Source organism: Ensifer sp. EB106-05-01-XG146, from assembly GCF_058791875.1.
This window is the reverse complement of the sequence record NZ_JBYTDX010000001.1, coordinates 2,321,476-2,346,062: the sequence shown is the minus strand read 5'-3', so window position 1 is coordinate 2,346,062 and position 24,587 is coordinate 2,321,476. Positions and strand designations below refer to the sequence as shown.

The 24,587-nt window shown below is 63.3% G+C and carries 21 protein-coding genes; 13 read left to right on the top strand and 8 right to left on the bottom strand.

Features of this window, described 5'->3' with window-relative positions; translation table 11 throughout:
- Window positions 1-72: 72 nt before the first annotated feature.
- The 6 genes from AC3WVQ_RS11650 (at window position 73) to AC3WVQ_RS11625 (ending at window position 7,031) form a co-directional block, all read left to right on the top strand.
- On the top strand, window positions 73-1,458 hold the full coding sequence (locus tag AC3WVQ_RS11650; RefSeq protein WP_060605765.1) for an aldehyde dehydrogenase family protein: 1,386 nt from the start codon (window positions 73-75) through the stop codon (window positions 1,456-1,458).
- Window positions 1,455-2,600, top strand: coding sequence for an iron-containing alcohol dehydrogenase (locus AC3WVQ_RS11645; protein WP_060515901.1), 1,146 nt, complete (start codon window positions 1,455-1,457; stop codon window positions 2,598-2,600). Before AC3WVQ_RS11650 ends, AC3WVQ_RS11645 begins: the two co-directional genes overlap by 4 nt.
- Window positions 2,601-2,838: 238 nt before the next feature.
- A complete protein-coding gene (locus AC3WVQ_RS11640; protein ID WP_063891130.1) occupies window positions 2,839-3,585 on the top strand; it encodes an AAA family ATPase in 747 nt (248 codons plus the stop codon).
- A 187-nt stretch (window positions 3,586-3,772) separates the two neighbouring features.
- Window positions 3,773-4,492 (top strand): AAA family ATPase, encoded by a 720-nt coding sequence (locus AC3WVQ_RS11635; RefSeq protein WP_090294328.1) that lies wholly within the window; start codon window positions 3,773-3,775, stop codon window positions 4,490-4,492.
- A gap of 269 nt (window positions 4,493-4,761) precedes the next feature.
- The gene (locus AC3WVQ_RS11630; protein WP_176960262.1) at window positions 4,762-6,282 is read left to right on the top strand and encodes a globin-coupled sensor protein; all 1,521 of its coding nucleotides are present in this window, start codon (window positions 4,762-4,764) and stop codon (window positions 6,280-6,282) included.
- Between the two features lie 134 nt (window positions 6,283-6,416).
- On the top strand, window positions 6,417-7,031 hold the full coding sequence (locus tag AC3WVQ_RS11625) for a GNAT family N-acetyltransferase (RefSeq protein ID WP_492382730.1): 615 nt from the start codon (window positions 6,417-6,419) through the stop codon (window positions 7,029-7,031).
- A gap of 202 nt (window positions 7,032-7,233) precedes the next feature.
- Here AC3WVQ_RS11625 and AC3WVQ_RS11620 read toward each other — a convergent pair whose 3' ends face one another.
- The 4 genes from AC3WVQ_RS11620 to AC3WVQ_RS11605 all read right to left on the bottom strand — a co-directional run bounded on the left by AC3WVQ_RS11620 (window position 7,234) and on the right by AC3WVQ_RS11605 (window position 11,678).
- Window positions 7,234-7,764 (bottom strand): dihydrofolate reductase family protein, encoded by a 531-nt coding sequence (locus AC3WVQ_RS11620; protein WP_090294326.1) that lies wholly within the window; start codon window positions 7,762-7,764, stop codon window positions 7,234-7,236.
- Window positions 7,765-7,920: 156 nt separating this feature from the next.
- Complete coding sequence (locus AC3WVQ_RS11615; RefSeq protein WP_060515904.1) at window positions 7,921-8,286, bottom strand: hypothetical protein; 366 nt, start codon at window positions 8,284-8,286, stop codon at window positions 7,921-7,923.
- Window positions 8,287-8,548: 262 nt separating this feature from the next.
- Window positions 8,549-9,838 (bottom strand): NAD(P)/FAD-dependent oxidoreductase, encoded by a 1,290-nt coding sequence (locus AC3WVQ_RS11610; protein WP_060605553.1) that lies wholly within the window; start codon window positions 9,836-9,838, stop codon window positions 8,549-8,551.
- Window positions 9,839-10,223: 385 nt separating this feature from the next.
- The gene (locus AC3WVQ_RS11605) at window positions 10,224-11,678 is read right to left on the bottom strand and encodes a L,D-transpeptidase family protein (protein ID WP_034792355.1); all 1,455 of its coding nucleotides are present in this window, start codon (window positions 11,676-11,678) and stop codon (window positions 10,224-10,226) included.
- A gap of 164 nt (window positions 11,679-11,842) precedes the next feature.
- Between AC3WVQ_RS11605 and AC3WVQ_RS11600 the strand changes: the two genes are divergently transcribed.
- From AC3WVQ_RS11600 to AC3WVQ_RS11590, 3 genes are all read left to right on the top strand, one after another.
- On the top strand, window positions 11,843-12,688 hold the full coding sequence (locus AC3WVQ_RS11600; protein ID WP_060605550.1) for a DUF4432 family protein: 846 nt from the start codon (window positions 11,843-11,845) through the stop codon (window positions 12,686-12,688).
- Window positions 12,689-12,780: 92 nt separating this feature from the next.
- Window positions 12,781-13,119 (top strand): protein tyrosine phosphatase family protein, encoded by a 339-nt coding sequence (locus AC3WVQ_RS11595; protein WP_034792356.1) that lies wholly within the window; start codon window positions 12,781-12,783, stop codon window positions 13,117-13,119.
- Between the two features lie 63 nt (window positions 13,120-13,182).
- Window positions 13,183-13,533 (top strand): cupin domain-containing protein, encoded by a 351-nt coding sequence (locus AC3WVQ_RS11590; RefSeq protein ID WP_090294325.1) that lies wholly within the window; start codon window positions 13,183-13,185, stop codon window positions 13,531-13,533.
- A 309-nt stretch (window positions 13,534-13,842) separates the two neighbouring features.
- Here AC3WVQ_RS11590 and AC3WVQ_RS11585 read toward each other — a convergent pair whose 3' ends face one another.
- From AC3WVQ_RS11585 to AC3WVQ_RS11575, 3 genes are read right to left on the bottom strand one after another with little or no spacing between them, the layout of a single operon-like run.
- Window positions 13,843-15,489, bottom strand: coding sequence for a thiamine pyrophosphate-binding protein (locus AC3WVQ_RS11585; RefSeq protein ID WP_090294324.1), 1,647 nt, complete (start codon window positions 15,487-15,489; stop codon window positions 13,843-13,845).
- A gap of 47 nt (window positions 15,490-15,536) precedes the next feature.
- Window positions 15,537-16,490, bottom strand: coding sequence for a DMT family transporter (locus AC3WVQ_RS11580; RefSeq protein ID WP_090294323.1), 954 nt, complete (start codon window positions 16,488-16,490; stop codon window positions 15,537-15,539).
- Between the two features lie 11 nt (window positions 16,491-16,501).
- Window positions 16,502-17,437: an alpha/beta fold hydrolase gene (locus tag AC3WVQ_RS11575; RefSeq protein ID WP_060528750.1), complete on the bottom strand. Its 936-nt coding sequence runs from the start codon at window positions 17,435-17,437 to the stop codon at window positions 16,502-16,504.
- Window positions 17,438-17,623: 186 nt separating this feature from the next.
- Here AC3WVQ_RS11575 and AC3WVQ_RS11570 point away from each other — a divergent pair, with 186 nt between their 5' ends.
- The 4 genes from AC3WVQ_RS11570 (at window position 17,624) to metF (ending at window position 22,853) form a co-directional block, all read left to right on the top strand.
- Entirely contained in the window at window positions 17,624-18,406 is a 783-nt protein-coding gene (locus AC3WVQ_RS11570) for a ribonuclease T2 family protein (protein WP_090294322.1), read from the top strand.
- Window positions 18,407-18,615: 209 nt separating this feature from the next.
- Complete coding sequence (ettA, locus tag AC3WVQ_RS11565) at window positions 18,616-20,265, top strand: energy-dependent translational throttle protein EttA (protein WP_034792366.1); 1,650 nt, start codon at window positions 18,616-18,618, stop codon at window positions 20,263-20,265.
- A gap of 618 nt (window positions 20,266-20,883) precedes the next feature.
- Window positions 20,884-21,903 carry an ArsR/SmtB family transcription factor gene (locus tag AC3WVQ_RS11560; RefSeq protein WP_034792368.1) on the top strand — a complete coding sequence of 340 codons (1,020 nt, stop codon included), beginning with the start codon at window positions 20,884-20,886 and terminating at the stop codon, window positions 21,901-21,903.
- Window positions 21,904-21,905: 2 nt separating this feature from the next.
- The gene (gene metF, locus AC3WVQ_RS11555; RefSeq protein ID WP_090294321.1) at window positions 21,906-22,853 is read left to right on the top strand and encodes a methylenetetrahydrofolate reductase [NAD(P)H]; all 948 of its coding nucleotides are present in this window, start codon (window positions 21,906-21,908) and stop codon (window positions 22,851-22,853) included.
- 743 nt (window positions 22,854-23,596) lie between these two features.
- On the opposite strand, the gene AC3WVQ_RS11550 is transcribed toward metF, so the two are convergent.
- Window positions 23,597-24,535, bottom strand: a complete 939-nt coding sequence (locus AC3WVQ_RS11550) for a DMT family transporter (RefSeq protein ID WP_060515915.1) — start codon at window positions 24,533-24,535, stop codon at window positions 23,597-23,599.
- Window positions 24,536-24,587: the final 52 nt, after the last annotated feature.

Below are 24,587 nucleotides of genomic sequence, written 5' to 3'. Positions count from 1 at the left end.
TCATTCACAAGGATGGCCGTTCCTGACCGGAGCGGCCATCGCATCATTCGCAATGAAAGCAGGAAGACGATCATGAGCATGATCAAGTGCATTTCGCCGGTGAACGGCGAGGTCTACGCAGAACGCCCGGCGATGCCGCTGGACATGGCAAAGCAGGTGGTTTCCCGCGCCCGCCAGGCGCAGAAGGCCTGGGCGCGCCGTCCGCTCGACGAGCGCGTCAATCTGGTTCTGGCCGGTGTCGCGCGCCTCAACGAGATGGTCGACGAAGTGGTGCCGGAGCTTGCCTGGCAGATGGGCCGGCCGGTGCGCTATGGCGGCGAATTCAAGGGCTTCAACGAGCGCTCGAACTATGTCGCGACCATCGCCGCCGATGCACTGAAGCCGCTGGTGATCGAGGAGAGCGACCGCTTCGAGCGCCGCATCGCCCGCGAGCCGCACGGTGTCGTCTTCGTCGTTGCACCTTGGAACTACCCTTACATGACCGCGATCAACACGGTCGCGCCGGCGCTGATGGCCGGCAACACGGTCATCATCAAACATGCGAGCCAGACGATCCTCGTCGGCGAGCGCATGGTGCGCGCCTTCGTCGAGGCCGGCGTTCCCGCCGACGTCTTCCAGAACATCTTCCTCGACCACGAAACAACGGCGGCGCTGATTGCGGCCAGGAGCTTCGACTTCGTCAACTTCACCGGTTCGGTCGAAGGCGGGCGGTCGATCGAGCGCGCGGCGGCCGGCACCTTCACCGGTCTCGGCCTCGAACTCGGCGGCAAGGATCCGGGTTATGTCATGGAAGACGCGGACCTGGATGCGGCCGTCGACACGCTGATGGACGGCGCCACCTACAATTCCGGCCAATGCTGCTGCGGCATCGAGCGCATTTACGTGCATGAATCGCTCTACGACGCCTTCGTCGAGAAGTCGGTCGCCTGGGTTTCCAACTACAAGCTCGGCAATCCGCTCGATCCGGAAACGACACTGGGGCCGATGGCCAACAAGCGTTTTGCTGCCACCGTGCGCGAGCAGATCGCCGACGCCGTTGCCAAGGGCGCCAAGGCTCTGATCGACCCGAAGCTTTTCCCTGCCGACGACGGCGGCGCCTATCTCGCGCCGCAGATCCTCGTAAATGTCGACCACTCCATGGCCTTTATGCGCGAAGAGACCTTCGGCCCTGCCGTCGGCATCATGAAGGTGAAGAGCGACAGCCAGGCGATCGAGTTGATGAACGATAGCCAGTATGGCCTTACCGCATCGCTCTGGACCAGGGATGCCGAGCGTGCCGCGCGCATCGGCGCCGACATCGAGACTGGCACGGTGTTCATGAACCGCGCCGACTATCTCGACCCGGCGCTCTGCTGGACCGGCGTCAAGGAAACCGGCCGCGGCGGCTCGCTTTCGGTCATCGGCTTCCAGAACCTCACCCGTCCGAAATCCTATCATCTGAAGAAAGTCACCGCATGACCATCACCGCCAACTGGAGCTATCCGACGTCCATCAAGTTCGGTGCCGGCCGGATCAAGGAGCTTGCCGACCATTGCAAGGCGGTCGGCATGAAGAAGCCGCTGCTGATTACCGATCGGGGCCTCGCGCCGATGGCGATTACGCAAAATGCGCTCGATATCCTCGAGGCCGCCGGCCTCGGCCGCGCGATCTTTGCCGACGTCGATCCGAACCCGAACGACATCAATCTCGCCGCCGGCGTGAAGGCGTTCAAGGATGGAGGCCATGACGGCGTCGTCGCCTTCGGCGGCGGCTCTGGCCTCGACCTCGGCAAGTGCGTCGCCTTCATGGCCGGGCAGAGCCGCCCGGTCTGGGACTTCGAGGATATCGGTGACTGGTGGACGCGGGCGAGCGTCGAAGGCATTGCACCGATCATTGCAGTGCCCACCACCGCCGGCACCGGCTCTGAAGTCGGCCGCGCCAGCGTCATCACCAATTCGGCAAGCCATGTGAAAAAGGTGATCTTCCATCCGAAGTTCCTACCGGCAGTCACGATCTGCGACCCGGAACTGACGGTCGGCATGCCTAAGGTGATCACGGCGGGCACCGGCATGGACGCCTTTGCCCATTGCCTGGAAGCCTATTCCTCGCCCTTCTATCATCCGATGTCTGCGGGCATTGCGCTTGAAGGCATGCGGCTGGTGAAGGAATACCTGCCGCGCGCCTACAAGGACGGCACCGACATCGAGGCGCGCGCCAACATGATGAGTGCGGCCGCCATGGGTGCCGTCGCGTTCCAGAAGGGCCTTGGCGCCATCCACTCGCTGTCGCATCCGGTGGGCGCGATCTACAACACCCACCACGGCATGACCAATGCGGTCGTGATGCCGCCGGTGCTGCGTTTCAACCGTCCGGCGATCGAGGACAGAATAGTGCGCGCTGCCGCCTATCTCGGCATTTCCGGTGGCTTCGACGGCTTCTACGACTACGTGCTGAAGTTGCGCGAGGAACTCGGCGTTCCGGACAAGCTCGCAGCCCTCGGCGTTGGCACCGACCGGATCGACGAAATGTCGGAGATGGCGATCGTCGACCCGACGGCCGGCGGCAACCCGGTCGAGTTGACGCTCGACGCCGCGAAGAAGCTCTTCCGCGAGTGCATCTGACCAATTCCCGACGCCTTTGCCCCCCGGCGAAGGCGTCGGCCTATCGGTTTAGTTAGCCCAAAAATACCACTTGCCATTGCGGCGGATCTGTCACCTAATCGTCATCGAACTGTCACGTTTCGGGCTCGCGGAGCGTTTTCTTTACGCTTTGTTTACCGCGGTCTGGAACGCTTGCATTAGGGTGTGCGTATGTATCGGCCCGCGAAAATCCGGGCCTGCGTTGAGTTAGGGTCGACCGATGGCGATTGTATCCCTCGCGAATGCGAAGGGGGGAGCCGGCAAGACAACGGCAGCCTTGCTGCTTGCCTGCGAATTCGCCCGGCGCGGCGATCGCGTTGCGGTTCTTGATTGCGATCCACTCGCCTGCATGACCGACTGGTTCCGCCACGGCCGCAACGATGGCAATCTCTTCGTTCTCTCAGGTGTCGCGACAACCACGCTCAGCGATCATCTCCGGCGGCTGCGCGGTCAGGTCGAGCATGTGATCATCGATCTCTCCGGGGCGGCCGACGTGCTGGTGGCGCTGGCGATCGGTCTTTCGGACCTGACGCTGATCCCGGTGCAGGGCTGTGTGATGGATGCGCGCGGCGCCATCCAGGTGCTGGACCTGATCCGCCACATCGAGAACAACGCGCGCGCCAACATCAACCACGCGGTTCTGCTGACCCGGGTCAACCCGATCGTGACGACGCGGGCGATGCGCCGGGTCAAGCTGCTGCTTTCGGAGAACCGGATCCGGCTCGTCGACACCCCGCTGGTGGAGCGTACGGCCTTCCGCGAACTCTTTGAGCGGGGCGACACGCTTTCCTCTCTCGACCCCGCGAAGGTCAGCAACCTTGCCAAGGCGCAGGCCAACGCCCAGGCGTTTGCGAATGACGTGCTGACCCTGCTCAGCCCGACAGGCGAGGCGGTGCGGCACGGGCCGTTCTCGTCGATGTGCTATCGATCACAGCACGTGAGCGAACCGGCAGTTTTGCCGGTCTGAGGCCAGAACTCCAGCATTTTCATCACCATAGCAGTGTCGCTGGCACGCAGCCTCAAGGCCGACTGTCAGGTTTGACGTGCCGGCGTTACCGTTTCGTTAACCAAATTCTGTAAGGTTTCGTTAAGAAGCGAACCACCGGCTGTGGCCGTCCGGTTCAGCGCGATACAGGCATAGAATGGGGAATATCATGGCGGTCATCACTTTCGCCAATGCAAAGGGTGGTGCGGGCAAGACGACCGCGGCGCTGATCCTGTCGACGGAACTGGCGCGGCAGGGGCACCGGGTGGTCGTCCTCGACGCTGATCCGCAGCGCTGGATCACCAGCTGGGCGGAGGCTTCCGGCCATATCGCCAACCTCACCGTCATTTCGCACATCACGCCCGGCTCGCTCGAATGTCATATCCGCGAGGCGAAGGACGAAGCGGATTATATCGTCATCGATCTCGCGGGCGCCAAGGACCAGATCGTAGCACTTGCACTCGCCATCTCTGACCAGGTGCTGATCCCGGTGCAGGGCTGCGCCATGGATGCCAAGGGTGCGGCTCAAATTCTTGAGGTGATCCGCCAGATCCAGGACCGTTCGGGCCTGCGCATCAACCATTCTGTGGTGCTCACCCGCGTCAATTCGCTGGTCACCACGCGTGCGCTGCAGACGATCAAGGCGATGCTCGCCGAGCGCGGCGTCTCGGTTCTCGACACGCCGATCGTCGAGCGCGCCGCCTATCGCGAGATCTTCGATTTTGGCGGCACGCTGCAGACGATGGATCCGAACCGCGTCAGCAATCTCGACAAGGCGCGCGAAAACGCAGCAGCCCTCGCCAAGGAAGTGCAGGCGCTGATGCCGGTCAAGACGCGCCGCTCCTGGGCTGCGCGCATGCCATCCTGGGCTTCGCGAAACGCCGCCTGATCCTTCGCCGTTCCACCGTTTATTGCGTATCAACCGGAATTGATATTCGTCAGTTCCGGTTGAGTTGTATTTCAGGCCTCGCGAAATAGCTGTTTCGCGTAAGGCTTCCTTTACCCTGCGCTTCTATCAGTGGCCCAGGACACAGCTTGCCCCTGCGACCGACTGAACAGGGCAACCAGCCGCCATGATTGCGGCCATGATCTCAGACGCTGCAGCGCCCTAGATCCTGTCTCCATGATCCAGAAATGAGCATGCAGGGAAGTTCGCGCATGAAAACGGAACACGCCGCTGCCGGCACGCAAGACGTTGCCGGTCGTCTGAATTTCATGGCGCTCGATGACGCCGCCAAGACGAGCCTGAAGGCGCTGAAGCCGATCCTCGAGAAGGAACTTAAACCCGCGCTCGACAAGTTCTACGTCAAGGTCAAGACGACGGCCGAGACCAAGCGCTTCTTCTCCTCCGACGCTCATATCGACCGCGCCAAGGGCGCCCAGGTCGGCCACTGGGCCAATATCGTCGATGCCAATTTCAACGAGGATTACAGCGCCAAGGTTCGCACCATCGGCCTGGTGCACGCCCGCATCGGGCTCGAGCCGCGCTGGTACATCGGCGGCTACGCGCTGATCGCCGAGCATCTGATCACCGAAATCGTCAAGGCGCACTGGCCGAAGGCCGGCCTGTTCTCGCGTAAGGGGACCTCGGCCGAGGACATGGGCGCGATGCTGTCGAGCCTGATCAAGGGCGTCTTCCTCGACATGGATCTGTCGATCTCCGTCTACATGGACGCCTCCGACGTCACCAAGCAACGTGCGGTGCAGGAAGAAGTGCTGGCTGCCGAACGCGCGCTGATCAGCAAGACCTTCGGCGCGGCGCTGAAGAAGATCGCCGATGGCGACTTGACGGCACGCATCGGTGCGGACCTGCCGGTTGCCTATCAGGAGCTTGGCGAAAATTTCAACCACGCGATCGGCGAGCTTGCACGCGCCATCGGCGGCATCGAGGCCGGCGCCAGCCAGATCCATACGAGCGCCAAGGAGATTGCGGCGGCTGCCGACGATCTGGCCCGGCGCACGGAACGGCAGGCGGCCAACCTTGAAGAGACGGCCGCTGCTGTCGAGCAGGTGACGCGCACGGTCAAGCAGACGGCCGAAGGCGCCAACCAGGCGAATTCGACCGTGATTGCCGCCCGCGCCAATGCCGAACAGAGCGGCGAGATCGTCAGCCACGCGATCGAGGTGATGCAGGAGATCCAGACGTCTTCCGCCAGCATCGCGCGGATCGTCGATGTCATCGACGAGATCGCCTTCCAGACCAACCTCCTGGCGCTGAACGCCGGCATCGAAGCGGCCCGCGCCGGCGAGGCGGGCAGGGGCTTTGCGGTCGTCGCCTCCGAAGTCCGGGCGCTGGCCCAGCGTTGCGCCGAAGCGGCCAAGGACATCCAGGGCCTGATCGCCAAGTCGCGCGGCCAGGTGGACGACGGCGTCAATTCGGTCAATCAGGTGGCGCAGTCGCTGCAGCAGATCGTCGCCCAGGTCGTCGAGGTCAGCTCCGTCTTCGGCGCCATCCGCGCCAGCACCGCCGAACAGGCAACCGGCCTGCAGGAGGTCAACACCGCGATTACCCAGATGGACCAGATCACGCAGCAGAACGCCGCCATGGTCGAGCAGGCGAACGCCGCAAGCCAGGCATTGACGGGAGAGGCCGAGCACATCGCCACGCGTCTGCGGGCGTTCCGCACGTCGGGTCAGGTGCAGGTCAGCGCCGGCTCGGGTTACCGCGCAGCGGCGTAATCGCGCCTTCCTTTCAAGAGACAACGCCTCGGGTCAGGGATGATCCGAGGCGTTTTGCTTTGCTGATCGCGGCGCGGTGAAGTTGGGGGCAGCTTCACCGCGAGGCCAGGGACTTTCTACGCCGGAAGCGATCGATGGTGGCTTTCGCTCTTTGTCCCGATGGAATTAAGATGTCCGCGCGCTCTGCCCCGCCCGGACACCTGAAGTTGATCACGCCGCCCGTTGAACTAACGACAAGCCGCCTTCACCTGCGTGCAGCCCGCTCTGAACACGCAGCGTCCGTGTTTACGGAATACACCGGCAACAGCATGGCAGCACGATTTTTGCCGCGCGGCGCTCATCCCGCACAATCCAGCACCGAGGCGGTCATCCATGCGTGGGGAGAAAGCAGCTGGGCGGATGGTGACCGCTTCATCTGGAGCATCATCGACCGCAGCGACCAGCGGCCGATGGGCCTCTTCCTCATGTTTGTGGATGGGGACCGCGCGGAAATTCACTATGGCATCGGTCCGGCCTATTGGGGACGGGGGCTGGCGACGGAAGCCGGTCTTGCGATTATGCATTGGGTCAAGCAGCAGTCACCCCTATCCGAGGTTCATACCATATGCGCGGCTTCACATGAGACCAGCTGCCGTGTTCTCGAAAAGATTGGCCTGGTGCGTGGCCAGTTCCTGCCTGACGCCTTGTTGCTGAAGGCCACCGAGGAGAGGATCGACGGTTGGTCGTATCGCTGGAGACGCTCCGAGTGAGAGCAAAGGCAGCACCAACTTGCCGGAGCCGCAGTTCGCGGAGCGCTCATCTGGCTTGAAAGCCAAGGTCGCATCTGAAAAGCGAACCGGGTCGAATGCGGATTTCGCCGTGCCGATCGGGCGGCAGGGAAGTCAACACTGCTAGCTTTCGGGCAGCGCAACGCACACAGCCGCGCGCTGACGGGACCGGCAAGTCCGGCGACTAAGCAGGAACGTAGACCAGCCGCACCACGTCCTCGCCGATGCGATCATGAGCGATCAGGCGGAGCCGCGGGCGGGGGCCGGCGAAATAGGGGTTGCCGTGACCAAGGACGACCGGGTGCAGGTAGATCCGGTACTCGTCGATCAAGCCCAGTTCGGTGAGGCTGTGCGCGAGGACGGGGCCCGCCACTTCGATCTCGCCGTCGTGCTCGGCCTTCAGCTTGCGCACGGCGCCCGCAAGATCACCGTCGACGAGCCGGGCATTGGGGCCGACGGACGCCGAGGAGCGCGAGACGACCCATTTCGGCTGCTTCCGCCACGCGGCTGCGAAGGCCTGTCTGTCCGCATCCCATTCCGGATGCTCGTCGTCCCAGTAGCGCATGATCTCATAGATCTGGCGACCGTACAGGCTGCCCGTCTGCTGTTCGGCCTCCTTGATGAAATGGCGGAAGAGCGTGGGACTTGGCGCAAACTCCATGTGGTCGACGTAGCCGTCCAGCGACTGGTTCATTCCGAACACGAGCTTAGCCATGGCCAGTTCCTTGTCTCGAATGGCCCGTTCGCACGGGTCTGCTTGCGACGTGCAATCGGTCAACGCTAAGCCGACTGATTTCAAATCGCTAGCGGTTTTTGGGCTTTGCCATCGACGGTCTCTACCGTGCACGCGCCACCGATGGTCGCTGCTGCGCTATTGCGAATTGGCCGCTGTCGGCCGTCTGCGTTTCGTCACGGCCTTTTCAAGGTGCTGATCGTACCAGTGGTCGGGGAATTTGATGTCCCACATCAGGTGGCGCAAGTCTCCGGCGTCGATATCTCGGTATCCCAGTTCCTCCAGCCGAAGCAGAAGCAACATATGATCGGTGATGACGATCAGCCGGGCGTGGTTGCCGACCTGAAGCAGCGCCGGGCGCAATGCCGCATGGGATTTGAAGCCGAACGACGCGGCGATTGCCTCGTCCAGGTGGGATGACTTGATGTGCGGGTAACGATCCCGGAGGGACTTCTTCAGGGCGGCGATATTGGACGGCGAGAACCTGACCTGCGGGTGCAGCATGAGACGATCCGATGCTCCTGGTCGAAGTCTGCCGATTACGCTTCGACGTTGATGAACATGGTCGTCGAGTAAAGTTCCGCGGCCCTTCAACCCGGCAGCAGGTTTGGAGGGGCACCCGCGGCGGACGCTACACCTCAGGGTTTCAACATTCAAGATAGGTCAGCATGGGCCGGCGCAGTCCGGCTGGCGCGCATTTCACCCCGTGGCGAAACCGCATGGCATGGTCGCGAACCGAAATGAACGGTCCGCACCGTGCGCTACCTCAGAACCGACGGTCGATGAAGTGCTTGGCCTGGGCGCCTGCGTGGTAGAAGGCGGACTTCACGCCGCGCCAGGTGTCCGGGGTCACGGGCGTTTCGGCGAGCGGGATCGCCGAGGTTTCGCCGGTGACATGGCTGGCGAGTGCGCGGCCGAAGACGGTGCCCGGCGCGATGCCGCGGCCGTTGTAGCCGCTGACGGAAACGACGTTGGGGGCGAGCGTGTGCATGGCCGGCAGATTGTTGGTGGTCATGCCGATGCGGCCGTCCCACCAGTACTCAAACCGGAAATTGCCGATGAAGGGGAAGAGCTTGCGCAGCGAGCGGGCGGCAAAGGCGCGGTGCGTGCCTTCAGCGATCGCGTCGAGCCGGCCGATCGAGCCGAAGATCAGCCGGTTCTGCTGGTCCATGCGGAAGGAGGTCATGACGAGGCCGGTGTCCCAGGTGCCCTGGCGCTCCGGCAGGATGCGCTTGGCGACGGCGTCCGGCAGCGGATTGGTGGCGAACTGGAAATAGGGCAGGATCGTCAGTTCCTGCGTATGGGCCTGCCAGGGGCTCTCGGCGAAGAGGCCGCCATAGGCATTGGTGGCGAGGATCACCTGTTTCGCGCGGACCGTGTTGTTGCCGGCCTTCAATACCCAGCTGTCGCCCTGGCGCTCCGCACCGGTCAGCGGCGTGTCGGTGTAGATCTCGGCACCGGCGGCAAGGGCAGCGCGGGCGAGCCCGCGGGCATAGGCGAGCGGCTGGATGGTGCCGGCGCGGCGGTCGAGGAGGGCGCCGGAAAAACCTTCAGCGCCGGTGAGCGCGTGCGCCCGCTCGGCCGAAAGCGCCTCGACCGGCGCGCCGCGCTTCTGCCACTGCGCTTCGCGGTCCTTGATCTCGGTGACGCCCTCGCTGCCGACGGCCATGTGCAGCGTACCGTTGCGCACCGCCTCGCAAGGCATCCCGTGTTTTTCCACGAGCGCATAGACCATCGAAGGGCCGTCGCCGAGTTCGGTCAGCAGCCGGTTGCCGGCCTCGGGGCCGAGCGTCGAGATCAGGTCGTCGGGCTTCACCCACATGCCGGCATTGACGAGGCCGACATTGCGGCCGGAGCCGCCAAAGCCGATCATCTTGGCTTCGATGACCGTTGCCTTCACGCCTTTTTCGGCCAGGTGCAGCGCTGCCGAGAGGCCGGTAAAGCCGCCGCCTATGATCGCCACATCGGTCGTCAGGTCCTGGCTGAGCGGCCTGGTCTCAGGGGCGGCCGGTGCCGTCGCATGCCAGAGGTTGGGCAGGGTGCGCTCCGTCGCCATTCAGGCCATCCTTCAAGTGCGGCCGCAGGTCGGCCATTGTCGTTGAGATATCCGGTGATAGCCGATTGCCGGAAAAATTCTCATGACAATGTTTCATGAAGTCATGATGGACGGGGAGAGCGGCGGGAGGGCTTTTGCACCCGGCGCTCGAAAAAAACCGCAGCTGGGTCGTCGGCAGCTGCGGTCTTCGTAAATGGATAGGTCTGAAACGATTTAGCCGACGGGTCGGCGCAAAGAAATTTAAAAAAGAGTGCCTCGTCGTGGATGGTCGGCCAGGCAACTCCATCATCTATGCTGCAGGCGCGAAGTCACTCACCCAATTGGGGGAAGCCTCAAGAAAAATGCCAAAAAAACAACGGTTCGGTTAACGGGCGGCCGGCTTCGCTCAGTCGACGAACTCGACCGTGACGCCCGTGCTCACCATCTTGGCAAGCTCGGTCGCGTCCCAGTTGGTCAGGCGCACGCAGCCATGGCTCTGGGTCTTGCCGATCTTCGAGGGTTCCGGCGTGCCGTGAATGCCGTAGGTGGGCTTCGAGAGCGCGATCCAGACCGTGCCGACGGGACCGTTCGGGCCCGGCTGCAGGGTCAGAATCTTGTCGTTGTTGCCCTGCTTGAAGTTGATCTTCGGATTGTATGTGTAGCCCGGATTGAGCGCGATGCGCTCGACATTGACCGTGCCTGACGGAGACGGCGTATCGGACGAGCCGATCGTTGCCGGATAGGCGGCAATCAGCTTGCCGGCGTCGTCATAGGCGAGCACCTGCTTGCGCGCCTTGTCGGCGAGGATGCGGGCGACCTTGCCGGTCTTGTTGGCGCCGGGGTTGATCACCTTGATGATCGTGCCTGGAATGGTGAAATCGACGCCCGGGTTCAACTCGCGCAGATAGGCCTCGTCCATGTGGAACTTCTCGCCGAGCATTTCCGTCGTCGAGGTGAAGGACATGTGCGGCAGCATCGCTTTGTGCGCGTAATCCTCGGGGATCGACGCGACATAGGGGCCGGCGGCGTCGGCGGCCGTGATCGTGTAGCTGGTGATCGGCATGCCGCCGTTCATCCGCAGCCGCTCGAGAATGTCGTCGGTGTTGTTGGGATCGAGCGTTTCGCCGGTCGACTGCTGAAAGGCTTCGATCGCCTTGGTGACGTTCGAGCCCATCTTGCCGTCGATCACGCCCGGCGAAAAACCTTCGCGGTCGAGGAAGACCTGAAGTGCTGTGATCTCGGCGCGCGACTTCGACTTGACCGAGATCGCGGGCGGCATCGATTGGCGCATTGGGTTGCCGTCGTTCGGATCGACGGAAGCCTCCTGGGTGCCGTCGATCAGGCCGGGTAGGCTGTTTGGCAGTTCGTTGCCGTCGGTCGACGGCGGAACGACGTCGCGGTAGTCGGGAACGGAGCCGGTGACGTCGCCGGGCTCGGAATAGCCGTAGCCGCGCTCGGTTTCCCGGTAGCGTCGGTTGGAATAGATATCCACGTCACCCTGACGGCGATAGCCGCCGTAATCGCCCTGACGGTTGCCGCCGTAGTCGCGTTGGCGGCCGCGATTATTGGGCACCACGGTTGCGACCACATTACCCCAGCTGTCGATCAGAAGCGTGCGGCCGCGGCTGTCGCGCATGGTCTGCACTTCGTCGGAGCGGGGTACATAATCGAGGATTTCACCGTCGGGCGTGACCAGCATGACATCGTCGCCATAGCGATTGTAGCCGCGATAGTCCTGCGCGAAGGCGGCCGTCAGATCCACGGCAAGAAAGCCGACTGCGGCGAGGAGCGAGAGGCCTGTGCGGGTCGCTGACGTCACGAGAGAACCTGTTTTCATTGTGGTGAATGTGGCGCGATACATTTCGATTTCGACGTTAATGTGAAAAAAATGAATTCATCATGAACAAGCAGTTAAATTCTATCTAGGCGGCGCAATCCCGGGCTTCAACCGGTGAAATGCGTCTCTCCTCAGCTATCATCTCTTTGTGATTGCAGTGATTCTGCGGCCGATTTGAGGAAGAGAACATGCTGAAGACGCTCGAAGAACCACAGGATCTTCAAGAGAATCATGTGCTGTTCGACCGGCTCTCCGCGCTCGATATCGCCGCCTTCGTCGTCGACGGCGTCGACCTGTCGCCGGGTGCTGCGATCCCGTCGGATGGGGACCCGAGGATCGACCGGGCGCTGGCCGGTTTTCTCTTTACCTGCGGTCCAGACCATATCCGCCATCCCGAGGCGATCGAAGGTGGCGCGGAAGGCGCACGCTATCCGCTGCACGGGTCACTGGCCGGAACAGCCGTCAGCCACACGGAGATGGCGAGCGACGGGGCCGAGTGCACGGCGACGATCGAGGTGGTGCTCGCCGATGGCGGGCGGGCCCGGGTCGAGCGGCGCTGGCGGATCGATGCCGCACGGCACGAAGTGGTGCTCGAAGATCGCGTCGTCAATTCCGGCGTCACCGCCTTTCCGCCTGTCATGATGTATCACCTCAACATTGGCGGCCGGTTGCTCGGGGACGAGACCCGCATCGTCAGCGCTTCGCTTGCAGGCGGGGAGAGCGCCTGGTGCTTCGGCACCGGCGAGAGCGCACATTTCTGCCTGCCGGCGGCCATCGGTTCCGATGGGTGGTCGGAGGTCACGCTTGCGGACCTCGCGGGGCTCGGCGGCCGAAATCTGAAAGTGCGGTTCCGGGCCGATACTTTGCCCTTCCTGCAGATGTGGCGCTGCCAGCGCGGAGAGGCCAACGTGATCAGCATCGAGCCGGTATCGCACCGGATCGCCAAACGGCCGGAGTTGGCTGCGGCCGGGGAACTGACACCGCTTCAGCCGGGCGAGGCGCGCAGCTACGCCATCGCCTTTTCGGTCGTCTGATCCTGCGCCTTGACGATGCGGCTTTTGAATTGACGGGAGATAAGGCTGCGCCTACATCAGAGGCCGGGAAATTTGCCTCAAGGAAGACGACCATGGACATCCGCCAGATCAACGACGAATACTCGGTCACCGGCCAGATCGCGGTCGAGGACCTCGACCAGATCAAGGCGCTCGGCTTCAAGTCCATCGTCTGCCACCGCCCGGACTTCGAGGCGCCGGACCAGCCGACCTTTGATTCCATCGCTGCCCGTGCCGAAGAACTCGGCATCGAAACCAAGCACATTCCCGTCGGCCCGATGGGCGTGACCGCCGACGCCGTGAAGAGCATGGTCGACGCGCTCGACGAGTTCCAGCGGCCGATGCTCGGCTATTGCCGTTCCGGCGCGCGCTCGACGGCCGTCTACCAGCAGACCCAGCATATCCGCGGCTGAGCCACGCAAAATCCAAACTCTCGCGCTCGGCCGCATCGTTCCATCTGACAGTGGAGGATCGGCATGGCCGAAGCGCGTCTCATTTCGCGGGAGCAATGGGCGGATGAGCCCGACGCCTGGAAGGGCGAATTCGAGGGCGGCGCCTATGGCGCAGGCCTTTCGGTGATCTTTGTTTCCACCGACGAGATCGGGTACGGGCCGAAATTGCACCGCCATCCCTATCCGGAAACCTTCATCGTCCGCGTCGGCCGCGCCCGCTTCACCGTCGGCGACCGCATCATCGATGCCGAGGCCGGTCAGATCGTCGTGGCGCCGGCCAATGTGCCGCACAAGTTCGAAAACCTCGGGCCAGGGCGCCTGGAGACAACCGACCTGCATGAAGCCGGTGCGTTTTCGACGGAATGGCTGGAGTAAGCGGCTGGACGTATCTCGTAGGCAGTTAGCGGGCGTGATCGTTCCCCGCGCCGCCGAGGCGGCGCTGCTGGATTCCTGTGACAAGCACAGGAATGAAGGAGGTATAATGGTGGCCGATCGGCGTTCAATTGGCGCACGACGCCCTGAGAAGCGTCGCTTCGCCCGCGCGCTCGCAGGCACAGAAGCGCGGGCGCGTGGGAAGAAGGCCCCCATCGCAAATGCTCCATCGTCCTCATTCCTGTGCTTGTCACAGGAATCCAATCACGGCGCGTCTGCGCCGTGATTGGACCCTTCACGAACAAGACTTGCTCAGCCCGCCCTGATCTCGCTTAGCGTGCGCGTCGGGGTGATCGCTTCGGGATCGAGCTTGATCTCGATGATCGCCGGCTTGCCGCTGGCGCGCGCCCTGAGGAAGGCGTCGGCAAACTCTTCCGTCTTCTCGACCGTCTCGCCGTGGCCGCCATAGGCGCGGGCAAGGGCTGCAAAATCCGGGTTGGTGAGATCGGTGGCGCTGACGCGGCCGGGATAGTCGCGCTCCTGGTGCATGCGGATCGTGCCGTAGATACCGTTGTTGACGACGACGGTGATGATCGGCAGGCGGTAGCGCACGGCGGTTGCGAATTCCTGGCCGTGCATCAGGAAGCAGCCATCCCCGGCAAAGCAGATGACTTCGCGATCCGGATGTAATTGCTTCGCGGCGACCGCAGCCGGCAGGCCGTAACCCATTGAGCCCGAAGCCGGGGCTGCCTGTGTGGCGTAGCGGCGGAAGCGGTGGAAGCGATGCACCCAGGTGGCGTAGTTGCCGGCGCCGTTGGTGAAGATCGTATCCTCCGGCACGTTCGCCTCGATCCAGTTCATGATCGGCCCCATCTGCACCGCGCCCGGTCCGGTTTCCGGCGGGGTCGACCACTTGAGATAGGCGGCGTGCATGGTCTCGGTGCGTACGGACCAGCTCGGTTCGCTCGGCGGTGCAAGGCTTTCGAGCGCGGCGACGAAGTCGCGCGGGCTGGCGGCAATCGCCAACTCCGGACGGTAGACGCGGCCGAGCTCGGAACTGTCAGGATGCACATGGACCAGCGTCTGGCGCGGGTAGGGGCTATCCATCAACGTATAGCCGGACGAGGGCATTTCCGAGAAGCGGCCGCCGATAAGCAGGATGAGATCCGCTTCCTTGACCTCTTTTGCCAGAGCGGGGTTGATGCCGATGCCGACGTCGCCGGCGTACATCGGGTGCAGGTGATCAAACAGCATCTGGCGACGGAAGGAGCACCCGACCGGCAGCTTCCAGCGTTCAGCGAAGCGCTGGAATTCAGCAACGCTTTCCGCTGTCCAGCGAGTGCCGCCGAGGACGGCGATCGGGCGCTTGGCGTTGCTCAGCATTTCGCCGAGCCGCTTCATCTGCGCCGGACCTGGATGACCCTCGACCGGCTGGTAGGGTTTGGCGGCGGGCGCCTCGGCGCTGCGGGTCAGCATGTCCTCGGGGAGCGTCAGCACGACAGGGCCGGGGCGGCCGGACGTGGCGACCGCGAAGGCGCGGGTGACGAATTCCGGAATGCGGGCGGGATCGTCGATCTCGCCCACCCATTTGGCGACCTCGGTGAAGGCGCGGCGGTATTCGATCTCCTGGAAGGCCTCGCGCTCGCGCGCTTCGCTCTGCACCTGGCCGATGAAGAGGATCATCGGGATCGAATCCTGCTTGGCGACATGGAGGCCGGCGGAAGCGTTGGTCGCGCCAGGGCCGCGGGTCACCATGCAGATGCCGGGCTCGCCGGTCAGCCGCCCCCAGGCATCCGCCATCATCGCGGCCCCGCCTTCCTGGCGGCAGACGAGCACGTCGATGTCGGTGTCGTAGAGCGCGTCGAGCACGGCGAGATAGCTTTCCCCCGGCACGCAGGCGATGCGCTTCACCCCGTTGGCGACGAGCGCGTCAACGATGAGCTGACCTCCAGTTTTCATGATATTCCTCCCGATGGTCTTTCTTTTGTTTTCAGATGGCTTTGTTGTCAGATGGCTGGCGACACCGGAGCGACGCTCGTGTCCTTGTGCACGCGGCGCTCGCGCCAGATGATGTAGAGGCCGGAGCCGATGATGATGGCGATGCCGAACCACTTCAGCGCGTCGGGCAGGTCGCCGAAGACGAGCCAGCCGAAGATCGTGGCCGAAACGATTTCGAGATACTGCAGCGGCGCCAGCACCGAGGCCGGGGCGGCGCGATAGGCATAGACGCCGAGCACGCCTGAAATGGTGGCGGTGACGCCGACGCCGAGCAGGTAATACCAGGTGTACCCTTCTGGCCAGACCGGATCGAAGATGCCGGAACCGGTGCCTTCGCCGAAATAAAGCAGCACGAGACAGAAGAGCGCGCCCCAGACGCCGGCGTGAAACTGCATCGACCAGGGGTCCTCATTTTGCGCGACCATGCGGGTGACGAGCAGGAAAACGGCAAGGCCAAAGGCGGCCACAACAGGCAGAAGGGCGATCCAGCCGACCTCCTGCATGCTCGGCTGGATGACGAGCAGCGCGCCGAAGAAGCCGACGCCGCAGGCGGTGTAGCGCCGCCAGCCGATCGTCTCCTTCAGGAAGATGCTGCCAAGGATCGTGAGGATGATCGGCTCGACGAAGAAGATCGCGATCGCGTCGGCGACTTCCATGACCTTCAGCGTGGTAATGAAGGAGAGCATGGTCACGACCAGCAGACCGCCGCGCAACGCGTGCAGCCCGGTCTTCTTCCAGGTGAGATCAAACAGGCTGCCGCGGAAGAGCACGATCGGCAGGATGAAGACGACCTGCAGCAGAAAGCGCACGGCGGTGATTTCGGCCGAGGGAACGGTGGCGATCGCGAGCTTGGCGAAGATGTCGATCAGCGGCGACAGAAGCACCGAGATCACCATCAGCGTCAGCCCGAAGGAGATGCGGTTGTGGTCGGCGGCGATCTTAGGAAGCGACATGTCGGCCATGATATTTCCGGTCAGCGCCGCCCTGCGACGGCGCGCAGGCACCAGGCGGCAAAGTCGGCCGTCGCCTCGTCCCGGCCGAGTTCGTTCAGTGTTTCGTGGCGCATGCCGTCATAGACGGTGACGCTAACGTCGCTGAGACCGGCGGCTTTCATCTTCGTGCCAAGCCAGCGGACGGCGTTGCCCATCTCGGTCGACGGGTCAGCGCTGCCGCCGACGAGATGAATGGGCAGGTTTTTCCGGAGCCGCGCCAGCCGGTCGGGCCGGGCGCCATCGAAGGACAGGCGGAAAAGATCGAGCCAGAGCGAGACCGTCGCATCGAAGCCGCAGAGCGGGTCGGCGGCATATTTGGCGACCTCGGCATCGTCGCGCGACAGCCAGTCGAGATCGGTCTTGCGATCCTTGATGGCGCCGCCCCACATGCCGAAGGTGAGCTTGGTCAGAAGCGGGCTCGGCACGTCAGACCCTTTGAGCGCCTTTTCGATCTTCAGGATCACCTGTCCGCCACGGCCGGCAAGGCCCGGCCGGAAGTTGGAGTTCCAGACGGCAAGCGCATCGTAGAGGCCGGGATCGGTTTCGGCGGCATTGAGCGCGATCAGTCCACCCATGGAATGGCCGAAGAGGATGACCGGCAAGCCCGGATGGGCGGTGGTCGCAATCTCCCGCACTGCCCGGATGTCCGCGAATATCTTGTCGAGGCCGTCGCGGCTTGCGAACATCCCAAGCTGGGCGTCAGGCGCCTGCGTCGCGCCGTGGCCGCGATGGTCGTGGGCATAGACATGGAAGCCGTGGCCGGCCATCGCCTCGGCAAAGCGGGCATATCGGCCGGAATGCTCGGCAAGGCCATGGCTGACGAGAAGGATGCCGCGGGCTTCTGTGGTTGCCGGAAAATGCCGCCAGCTCAAGCTGGCACCGGTCGGGCTCTGATGCGTCTTCACCTGCCCGAACATCTCTACTCCCGGAAGCAATCGACAGACCTTTGAGATTTCAAATCGATTTGCGTGGCAAAGGCAATCGCCGCTTGTTGATCGTTGCGCATGAGGTCACAAGCGATTTGACGGTGCATTACATTAGGGGTTGCAATTTTCCCGTTTTGGGCGATATTTGTTCCCGTTTTGTTTTTGCGGGAGGATATCATGGTCCGTTTTTGTAAAGCGATATCAGGTTCTGTGGCGGGCATCCTGGCAGCGCTGACGCTGTTGCTTGGTTCCGGCGCCTTTGCTGCCGGTGAAGACGCATCCAAGGGTGCTCCGCCGGCGAGTTCAACCAGCCGCACCGACTACGTACTGGCGGTCAGCTGGCAGCCAGGTTTCTGCGAGACGCGGCCGCAACGCAAGGAATGCGAGAGCCAGACGGCGGAACGCTTCGATGCCACCAACCTCTCGCTGCATGGCCTGTGGCCGCTGCGCAAGAGCTATTGCGGGGTCGCGGCAGAAGCGCGGGCAACCGACCGCAAGGGCAGCTGGCTAGAGCTGCCGAAGCTTGCCATGGCCGACGACACCGCGGCGCGGCTGCTTATCGCCATGCCCGGGGTGCAATCCGGTCTCGACCGGCACCAGTGGCTGCGAAGCGGCATCTGCCAGAGCGGCTCGGTCGACGACTATTTCTCGGTACAGCTGCGCATGCTGGAAGAGCTCAACCGCTCGGCGGTCGGGGCACTTTTCCGCCAGCGTGTGGGTGCGGAACTCGATGAGGCGGCGATCAAGCAGGCCTTCGACCAGAGTTTTGGCGCTGGAGCCGGCGACCGGGTGCGCATGCGCTGCCAGACCGTGCAAGGCCGCAGCATCATCACCGGGCTGACGATCGGGCTCACGGGCGATGTCATGAAGGCTGCGAGCCTCGGGCCGCTGATCCAGGCCGCAGGCACGACCGAGTTCAAATGCGCCAAGGGTATCGCCGATACTGCCGGTCGCGGGTAGGGCGTTTCGCCCGGTCGGCCATGGCAGCACCTTATGGTGCGGCCTTGACCGCGCCGGCTTTAGGCGCCTTCCGGGAGAGCCTGCCGGGCGTTCCGATGGGGATGTTCGTTTTGGGATAGGGCGGGGGCGGATGCCTTTGATCATTGCCCCCTTCCTATAATTCGCCTACATAGCGGGCAAATTTCCTTATCCCTGCGGAGCATTCCCTCATGGCACGTCAGTTCATCTACCATATGGCCGGGCTTAATAAGTCCTACGGCGCGAAGAAGGTTCTCGAGAACGTTCATCTGTCGTTCTACCCGGATGCCAAGATCGGTATCCTCGGCCCGAACGGCGCCGGTAAGTCGACGGTTCTGCGCATCATGGCCGGCCTCGACAAGGAATTCACCGGCGAGGCCTGGGTGGCCGAAGGTGCGACCGTCGGATACCTGCCGCAGGAGCCGCAGCTCGATCCGACGAAGACGGTGCTTGAAAACGCCATGGAAGGCGTCGCCAAGAAGAAGGCGATCGTCGACCGCTACAACGAACTGATGATGAACTATTCCGACGAGACGGCGGAAGAGGGCGCCAAGCTCCAGGATATCATCGACAGCCAGAACCTCTGGGATCTGGAAAGTCAGGTCGAAATGGCCATGGAAGCGCTGCGCTGCCCGCCGGGCGACGCGGAAGTCACCAACCTGTCGGGCGGTGAAAAGCGTCGTGTCGCGCTCTGCAAGCTGCTGCTCTCGCAGCCGGACCTGCTGCTCCTCGACGAACCGACCAACCACCTCGACGCCGAGACGATCGCCTGGCTCGAAAAGCACCTGCGCGAGTATCCGGGCGCCGTGCTGATGATCACCCACGACCGTTACTTCCTCGACAACGTCACCGGCTGGATCCTCGAGCTCGACCGCGGCCGCAGCATTCCCTACGAGGGCAACTACTCGGCCTACCTGGTTGCGAAGGCCAAGCGCATGCAGCAGGAAGGTCGCGAAGAGGCGTCCCGCCAGAAGGCGATCGCTCGCGAACAGGAATGGATTGCATCCAGCCCCAAGGCTCGTCAGGCCAAGTCCAAGGCGCGTATCCGCTCCTATGACGAACTGGTCAACGCGGCGGAAAACCAGCGTCCCGGCGACGCGCAGATCATCATCCCGGTCGGCGAACGTCTCGGCCAGGTGGTCATCGAGATGGAAGGCGTCACCAAGGGCTATGGCGATCGCCTGTTGATCGACGGCCTGTCGCTGAAGCTGCCGCCGGGCGGCATCGTCGGCATCATCGGCCCTAACGGCGCCGGTAAGACGACGCTCTTCCGCATGATCACCGGCCAGGAACAGCCCGACAGCGGCTCGATCCGCATCGGTGATACCGTGCACCTCGGCTATGTCGACCAGAGCCGCGACGCGCTCGACGGCAACAAGACCGTCTGGGAAGAAATCTCCGGCGGTGCTGAAGTCATCAAGCTCGGCAAGCACGAGATGAACTCGCGCGCCTATTGCTCGACCTTCAACTTCAAGGGCGGCGACCAGCAGCAGAAGGTCGGCAACCTCTCGGGCGGTCAGCGCAACCGCGTTCACCTCGCCAAGATGCTGAAGAACGGCGGCAACGTGCTGCTGCTCGACGAACCGACCAACGACCTCGACACCGAGACGCTGGCAGCGCTCGAAATCGCGCTCGAAAACTTCGCCGGTTGCGCCGTTATCATCAGCCACGACCGCATGTTCCTCGACCGCCTTGCCACGCACATCCTCGCCTTTGAAGGAGACAGCCAGGTCGAGTGGTTTGAAGGCAACTTCGAAGACTACGAGAAGGACAAGATCCGCCGCCTCGGCCCGGACTCGGTCAACCCGAAGCGCGTCACCTACAAGCGCCTGACGCGCTGATTTCAGCCGCCGCCATATCGCGGCGCTGGACCTTGCTGCGTCCGTTGAAGCGGGCGCTGCAACATTTGTTCTAGGAACGGGCGAGGCGCAGGCTTCGCCCGTTTTCCTTTGTCTCCTGACCTGAGGCGAAGACCAGCTGTCGCTCGGTTGCGCGCCAGGGACTGTTTATCGCTGTGCCCGCGCGGGGGATGAACGTGCGGGACGCTCCAGGGGTCGGCGTAGCGATCAGCTCTGCGGTTGCCGTCCCGATGGCGGGCGCGAACGGGCGTTTGCAGGTTTGTCTATCGCTGCGGCGAGATGGGCTGGCGGATGACGCGTGCCTGGGGCGGCAGAGACGCGGATAGGGTGGCGTCCCAACACCGGGAAGGGCGCCGGGTTTGTCTCGGTTGGGTGGGGCTGCCCTCATTCGGGTCGTGAAGTCGGCCTATTAGAGGGGCCTTCGCAGGTCTTCTGACGTGCCGCCCGAGACATCGTTTGTGAGACATCGTTTGTGGCGCATGGCGTCCATACACACGCATCTGTTCCGCCGGCGCCATTGTTTGGCCTCTCCGCGCAAATCCGCTTGCGTCACCACCGCAAATCACATAAACATATCTTTATGTGTTGATGGGGATCGCTATGGCTCTGCAGAGAGAACTGGGTCTGGATGCGTTGGTGGACGTGCTGAAGGCGGCGGGCGAGCCGACCCGCATGCGTCTCGTCGCGCTTCTCGCCGCCGGCGATCTGACCGTCACCGATCTTACCGAAATTCTCGGTCAATCGCAGCCACGCATTTCCAGGCATCTGAAGCTGCTGGCGGAGGTCGAGCTGATCGACCGCTACCAGGAGGGCGCCTGGGCCTATTTCCGCCTCCGTCAGGACGGTGCCCGGGTCGGGCTCGTGCGGGCGATGCTGGCCTCCGCCTCCGTCGACGACGCGGTGTTGGCGCGTGATGCAGCCCGGCTCACCACCTTGAAGAAGGCGCGCTCGGAGAAGGCGCAGGCCTATTTCAGCCGCAACGCCGCCGGCTGGGACGAGCTTCGCCGCCTGCATGTCAGCGAGCGTGACGTCGAGGCGAAGCTGCGCGAAATGGTGGGCGACGAGCCGGTCGAAAGCTTGCTCGATCTCGGCACCGGCACAGGCCGCATCCTGCAGCTGTTCGAGGGCCTCTATCGTCGTGGTATCGGTGTCGACGCCAGCCGCGACATGCTTGCGGTGGCGCGCTCCAATCTCGATCGCGCCGGCATCACCAAGGCGTCGATCCGCCATGGGGACATCTTCAACCTGCCGCTCGACGGCCAGACCTTCGACCTCGTCACCATTCACCAGGTGCTGCATTTCCTCGAAGAGCCGGAAGCCGCGATCGCGGAAGCCGCGCGCATGCTGATGCCGGGTGGACGGCTGGTCATCATCGACTTCGCGCCGCACGGGCTTGAGCATCTGCGCGACGAGCACGCCCATGCGCGCCTCGGCTTCTCGCATCAGGCGATGGCCGATTGGCTGGCGAAGGCTGGCCTTGTGCTCGAGAAGACCACGGATCTTTCGCCTGAGGGGGCGAATGATGGAAAATTGACGGTGACGATCTGGCTCGCGCGTGATCGGCGGGCCGTGAACGAGAATGAAACGCCACGGCCGCGTGTCCAGGCGGGGGGAGTATAATAATGACGGCACAGACGCTTTACCCGGCCGAACGCGGCAATCTCCGGCTCTCCTTCGAATATTTCCCGCCCAAGACCGACGAGATGGAAGCGCAGCTCTTCCAGACGGCAGACGACCTTTCGGTCTTCGGTCCGGCCTTCATCACCGTCACCTACGGCGCCGGCGGCTCGACCAAGGCGCGTTCGCTGACGACGGTCAGGCGATTGATCGCGGAAAGCGGCTTTGCCAATACCGCCGCGCACCTGACCTGCGTCGGCGCGCCGAAGGCGGAGGTCGATGCGGTGATTGACGAGTACCTCAGCTTCGGCGTCCGCCACTTCGTGGCGCTGCGCGGCGATCCGCAGGGCGGCATCGGCAGCACTTACCAGCCGCATCCCGAGGGTTACGCCAGCAGCACCGACCTCGTGCGGGCGATCCGTGCGCGCGGGGACGACATCGAGATTTCCGTCTCCTCCTATCCGGAGAAGCACCCGGAAAGCCCTGACGTCGCCGCTGACATCGACATGCTGAAGCGCAAGGTCGATGCGGGCGCAACCCGGGCGCTGACCCAATTCTTCTTCGACAACAATGATTTCGAGCGCTACTTGGAACGAGTGCGGCGCGCTGGCGTCAACATCCCGATCGTGCCGGGCATCCTGCCGATCAACAATCTGGCGCAGGTGCAGAAATTCGCTGGCCTTTGTGGCGCCACCGTGCCGGAGGCGATCGTCACGCGGCTTGTGCATCTCGAGGACCAGCCGGTCGAGCGCTTCAAGGAGGCGACCCACATCGCCGCCGAGCAGATCGTCGATCTCGCCCGGCGCGGCGTACGCGATTTCCATATCTATTCGATGAACCGCACGCCGCTGGTGACAGCCGTGCTGGATCTCGTCGGTTTCGAGCGGGTCTCTGTGGAAGCGGTGGGCGCGATCGATGCACCGCGGATGGTGGCGGCCGGCGCGGCCGCCTGACCTTCGCTCGCACCTTGCGACGGGCAAGGTGCGCTTCGCCATGTTGAACTTCCGAATGGCTGCGAACGCGCCGCGTGTCCTGGCAGACAGAGGTCGCCGCCGCGCTTTGGTATGGCTCCATGCCTTTTGGGGTCTCTTCGGCTGCGGTCGCAGCAAGCGTCCCGATCGCTACAGCATCCACCAAAAAGGAAAGCGCCCGAAGATCGATCTTCAGGCGCTTTCTCGTTTGTCGCAGCGTCTAGACCTTATGCTCTCTTGGCGGTCTAACTGGCTTGGTGCTGCAAAATGGTTTCCCGGAAATTTAAGTCCCTATTCGGTTTGGACTCTCAGCGGCCGCTCCTCAGATGAAGAGCATCGTGGCCACGAATACGAACGCTGCACTGATCATGATGACATTCAGCGAATGTGTAAGGCCCATGGAAGACCCTCCCTGCGTTAACGCGTTAAAACATAGGGCGAAATCACGACACGTTAAAGGGAAACTTGTGCTGCAGTGCGAAATGCGTGAGCCGGCGCTGCCTTATTCACAGGCCTATAGTTCTGATTTTATTTAATTTTCCAGGCTGCCACATTTTTTTCACAATCGCTTCAGCAAGGTTAATATAAACGTTTGTTACCGTGCGTGAGTGGCCCGGAGCGGGACGAAAATCGGCCGTCGATTCCCCCGCAAACCATGTCTTTTTCACGCGGTGCGAAGCACTCAAGGTGTGTGGGCTTTTCCTGTAACCGACCACGATCAGACGTCAGGCGACCCGCCGGAAACGCAGGATTCGACCGTCGAGCACGGCGAGGCCGAGGGCGATCAGCACCATGCCGGCGAAATCGGCCGCCTGCAGCGTCTCCCCGAGAAAGAGGTAGCCGAGCAAGATCGCGCTTGGCGGCACCAGCAGGGTGACCAGTGAGGCATTGGTGGCGCCGGCCGCGCGCATGATGCGGAAAAAAAGGATGTAGGCATAGGCCGTCGAAACCAGCGCCAGGCCGAGGATCGACAGGATCACCTCGACGGGCGGCATCGGCAGCAGCCAAGGCGTGTCGGTAAAGGCGGCCACCGGCAGCGCGATCAGCGTCGAGGCGGTCAGCTGGCCTGCGGCCGTCACGGGAGGCGCGAGATCGCGGAAGCGTTTGCCGTAGGTCGCTGCGAAACCATAGCTGATGGCGGCAAGCACCGGCAGCAGCAGCGCCCAGAGCGGCACGCTGCTTGTGGTGCCGAAGAGACCGGCAACGGCGCTCGGCCCGATCAGGACGACGGTGCCGGCGAGCCCGAGCAGACAGCCGGCGATCTTGGCGGAACTCAGCTTCTCGTCCTCGGTCGCCATGTTGGCGATGATCACGGTCCAGACCGGCGTCGTGGCGTTGAGGATCGCCGCCAGTCCGGCGCCGATATGGGTTTGTCCAAGGAAGATGAAGGCGTGCGGAATGGCGTTGTTGATCAGTCCCATCAGCGCGAATTCGCGCCAGCGGCCGGCAAGCGCCTCGTACATGCCGAAGCGGCCGCGGATGTAGATATGCAGCGCCAGGGCTGCCAGGCCCAAACGCAGGAACACCAGCGTGAAGGGCGGCACATGGGCGACGGCAACGCGGGCGAAGAAGAACGATCCGCCCCAGATCAGGCCGAGCAGGGCAAGCAGCGCCCAGGTCCCGGCGCTCATCTGATTGCCATCGACGGTGCTTCGCGCATTCATGGTGATGCCTATCGTGCTGATTGCGTGGTGGCGTCAGTCTCCCTCCGCCGGG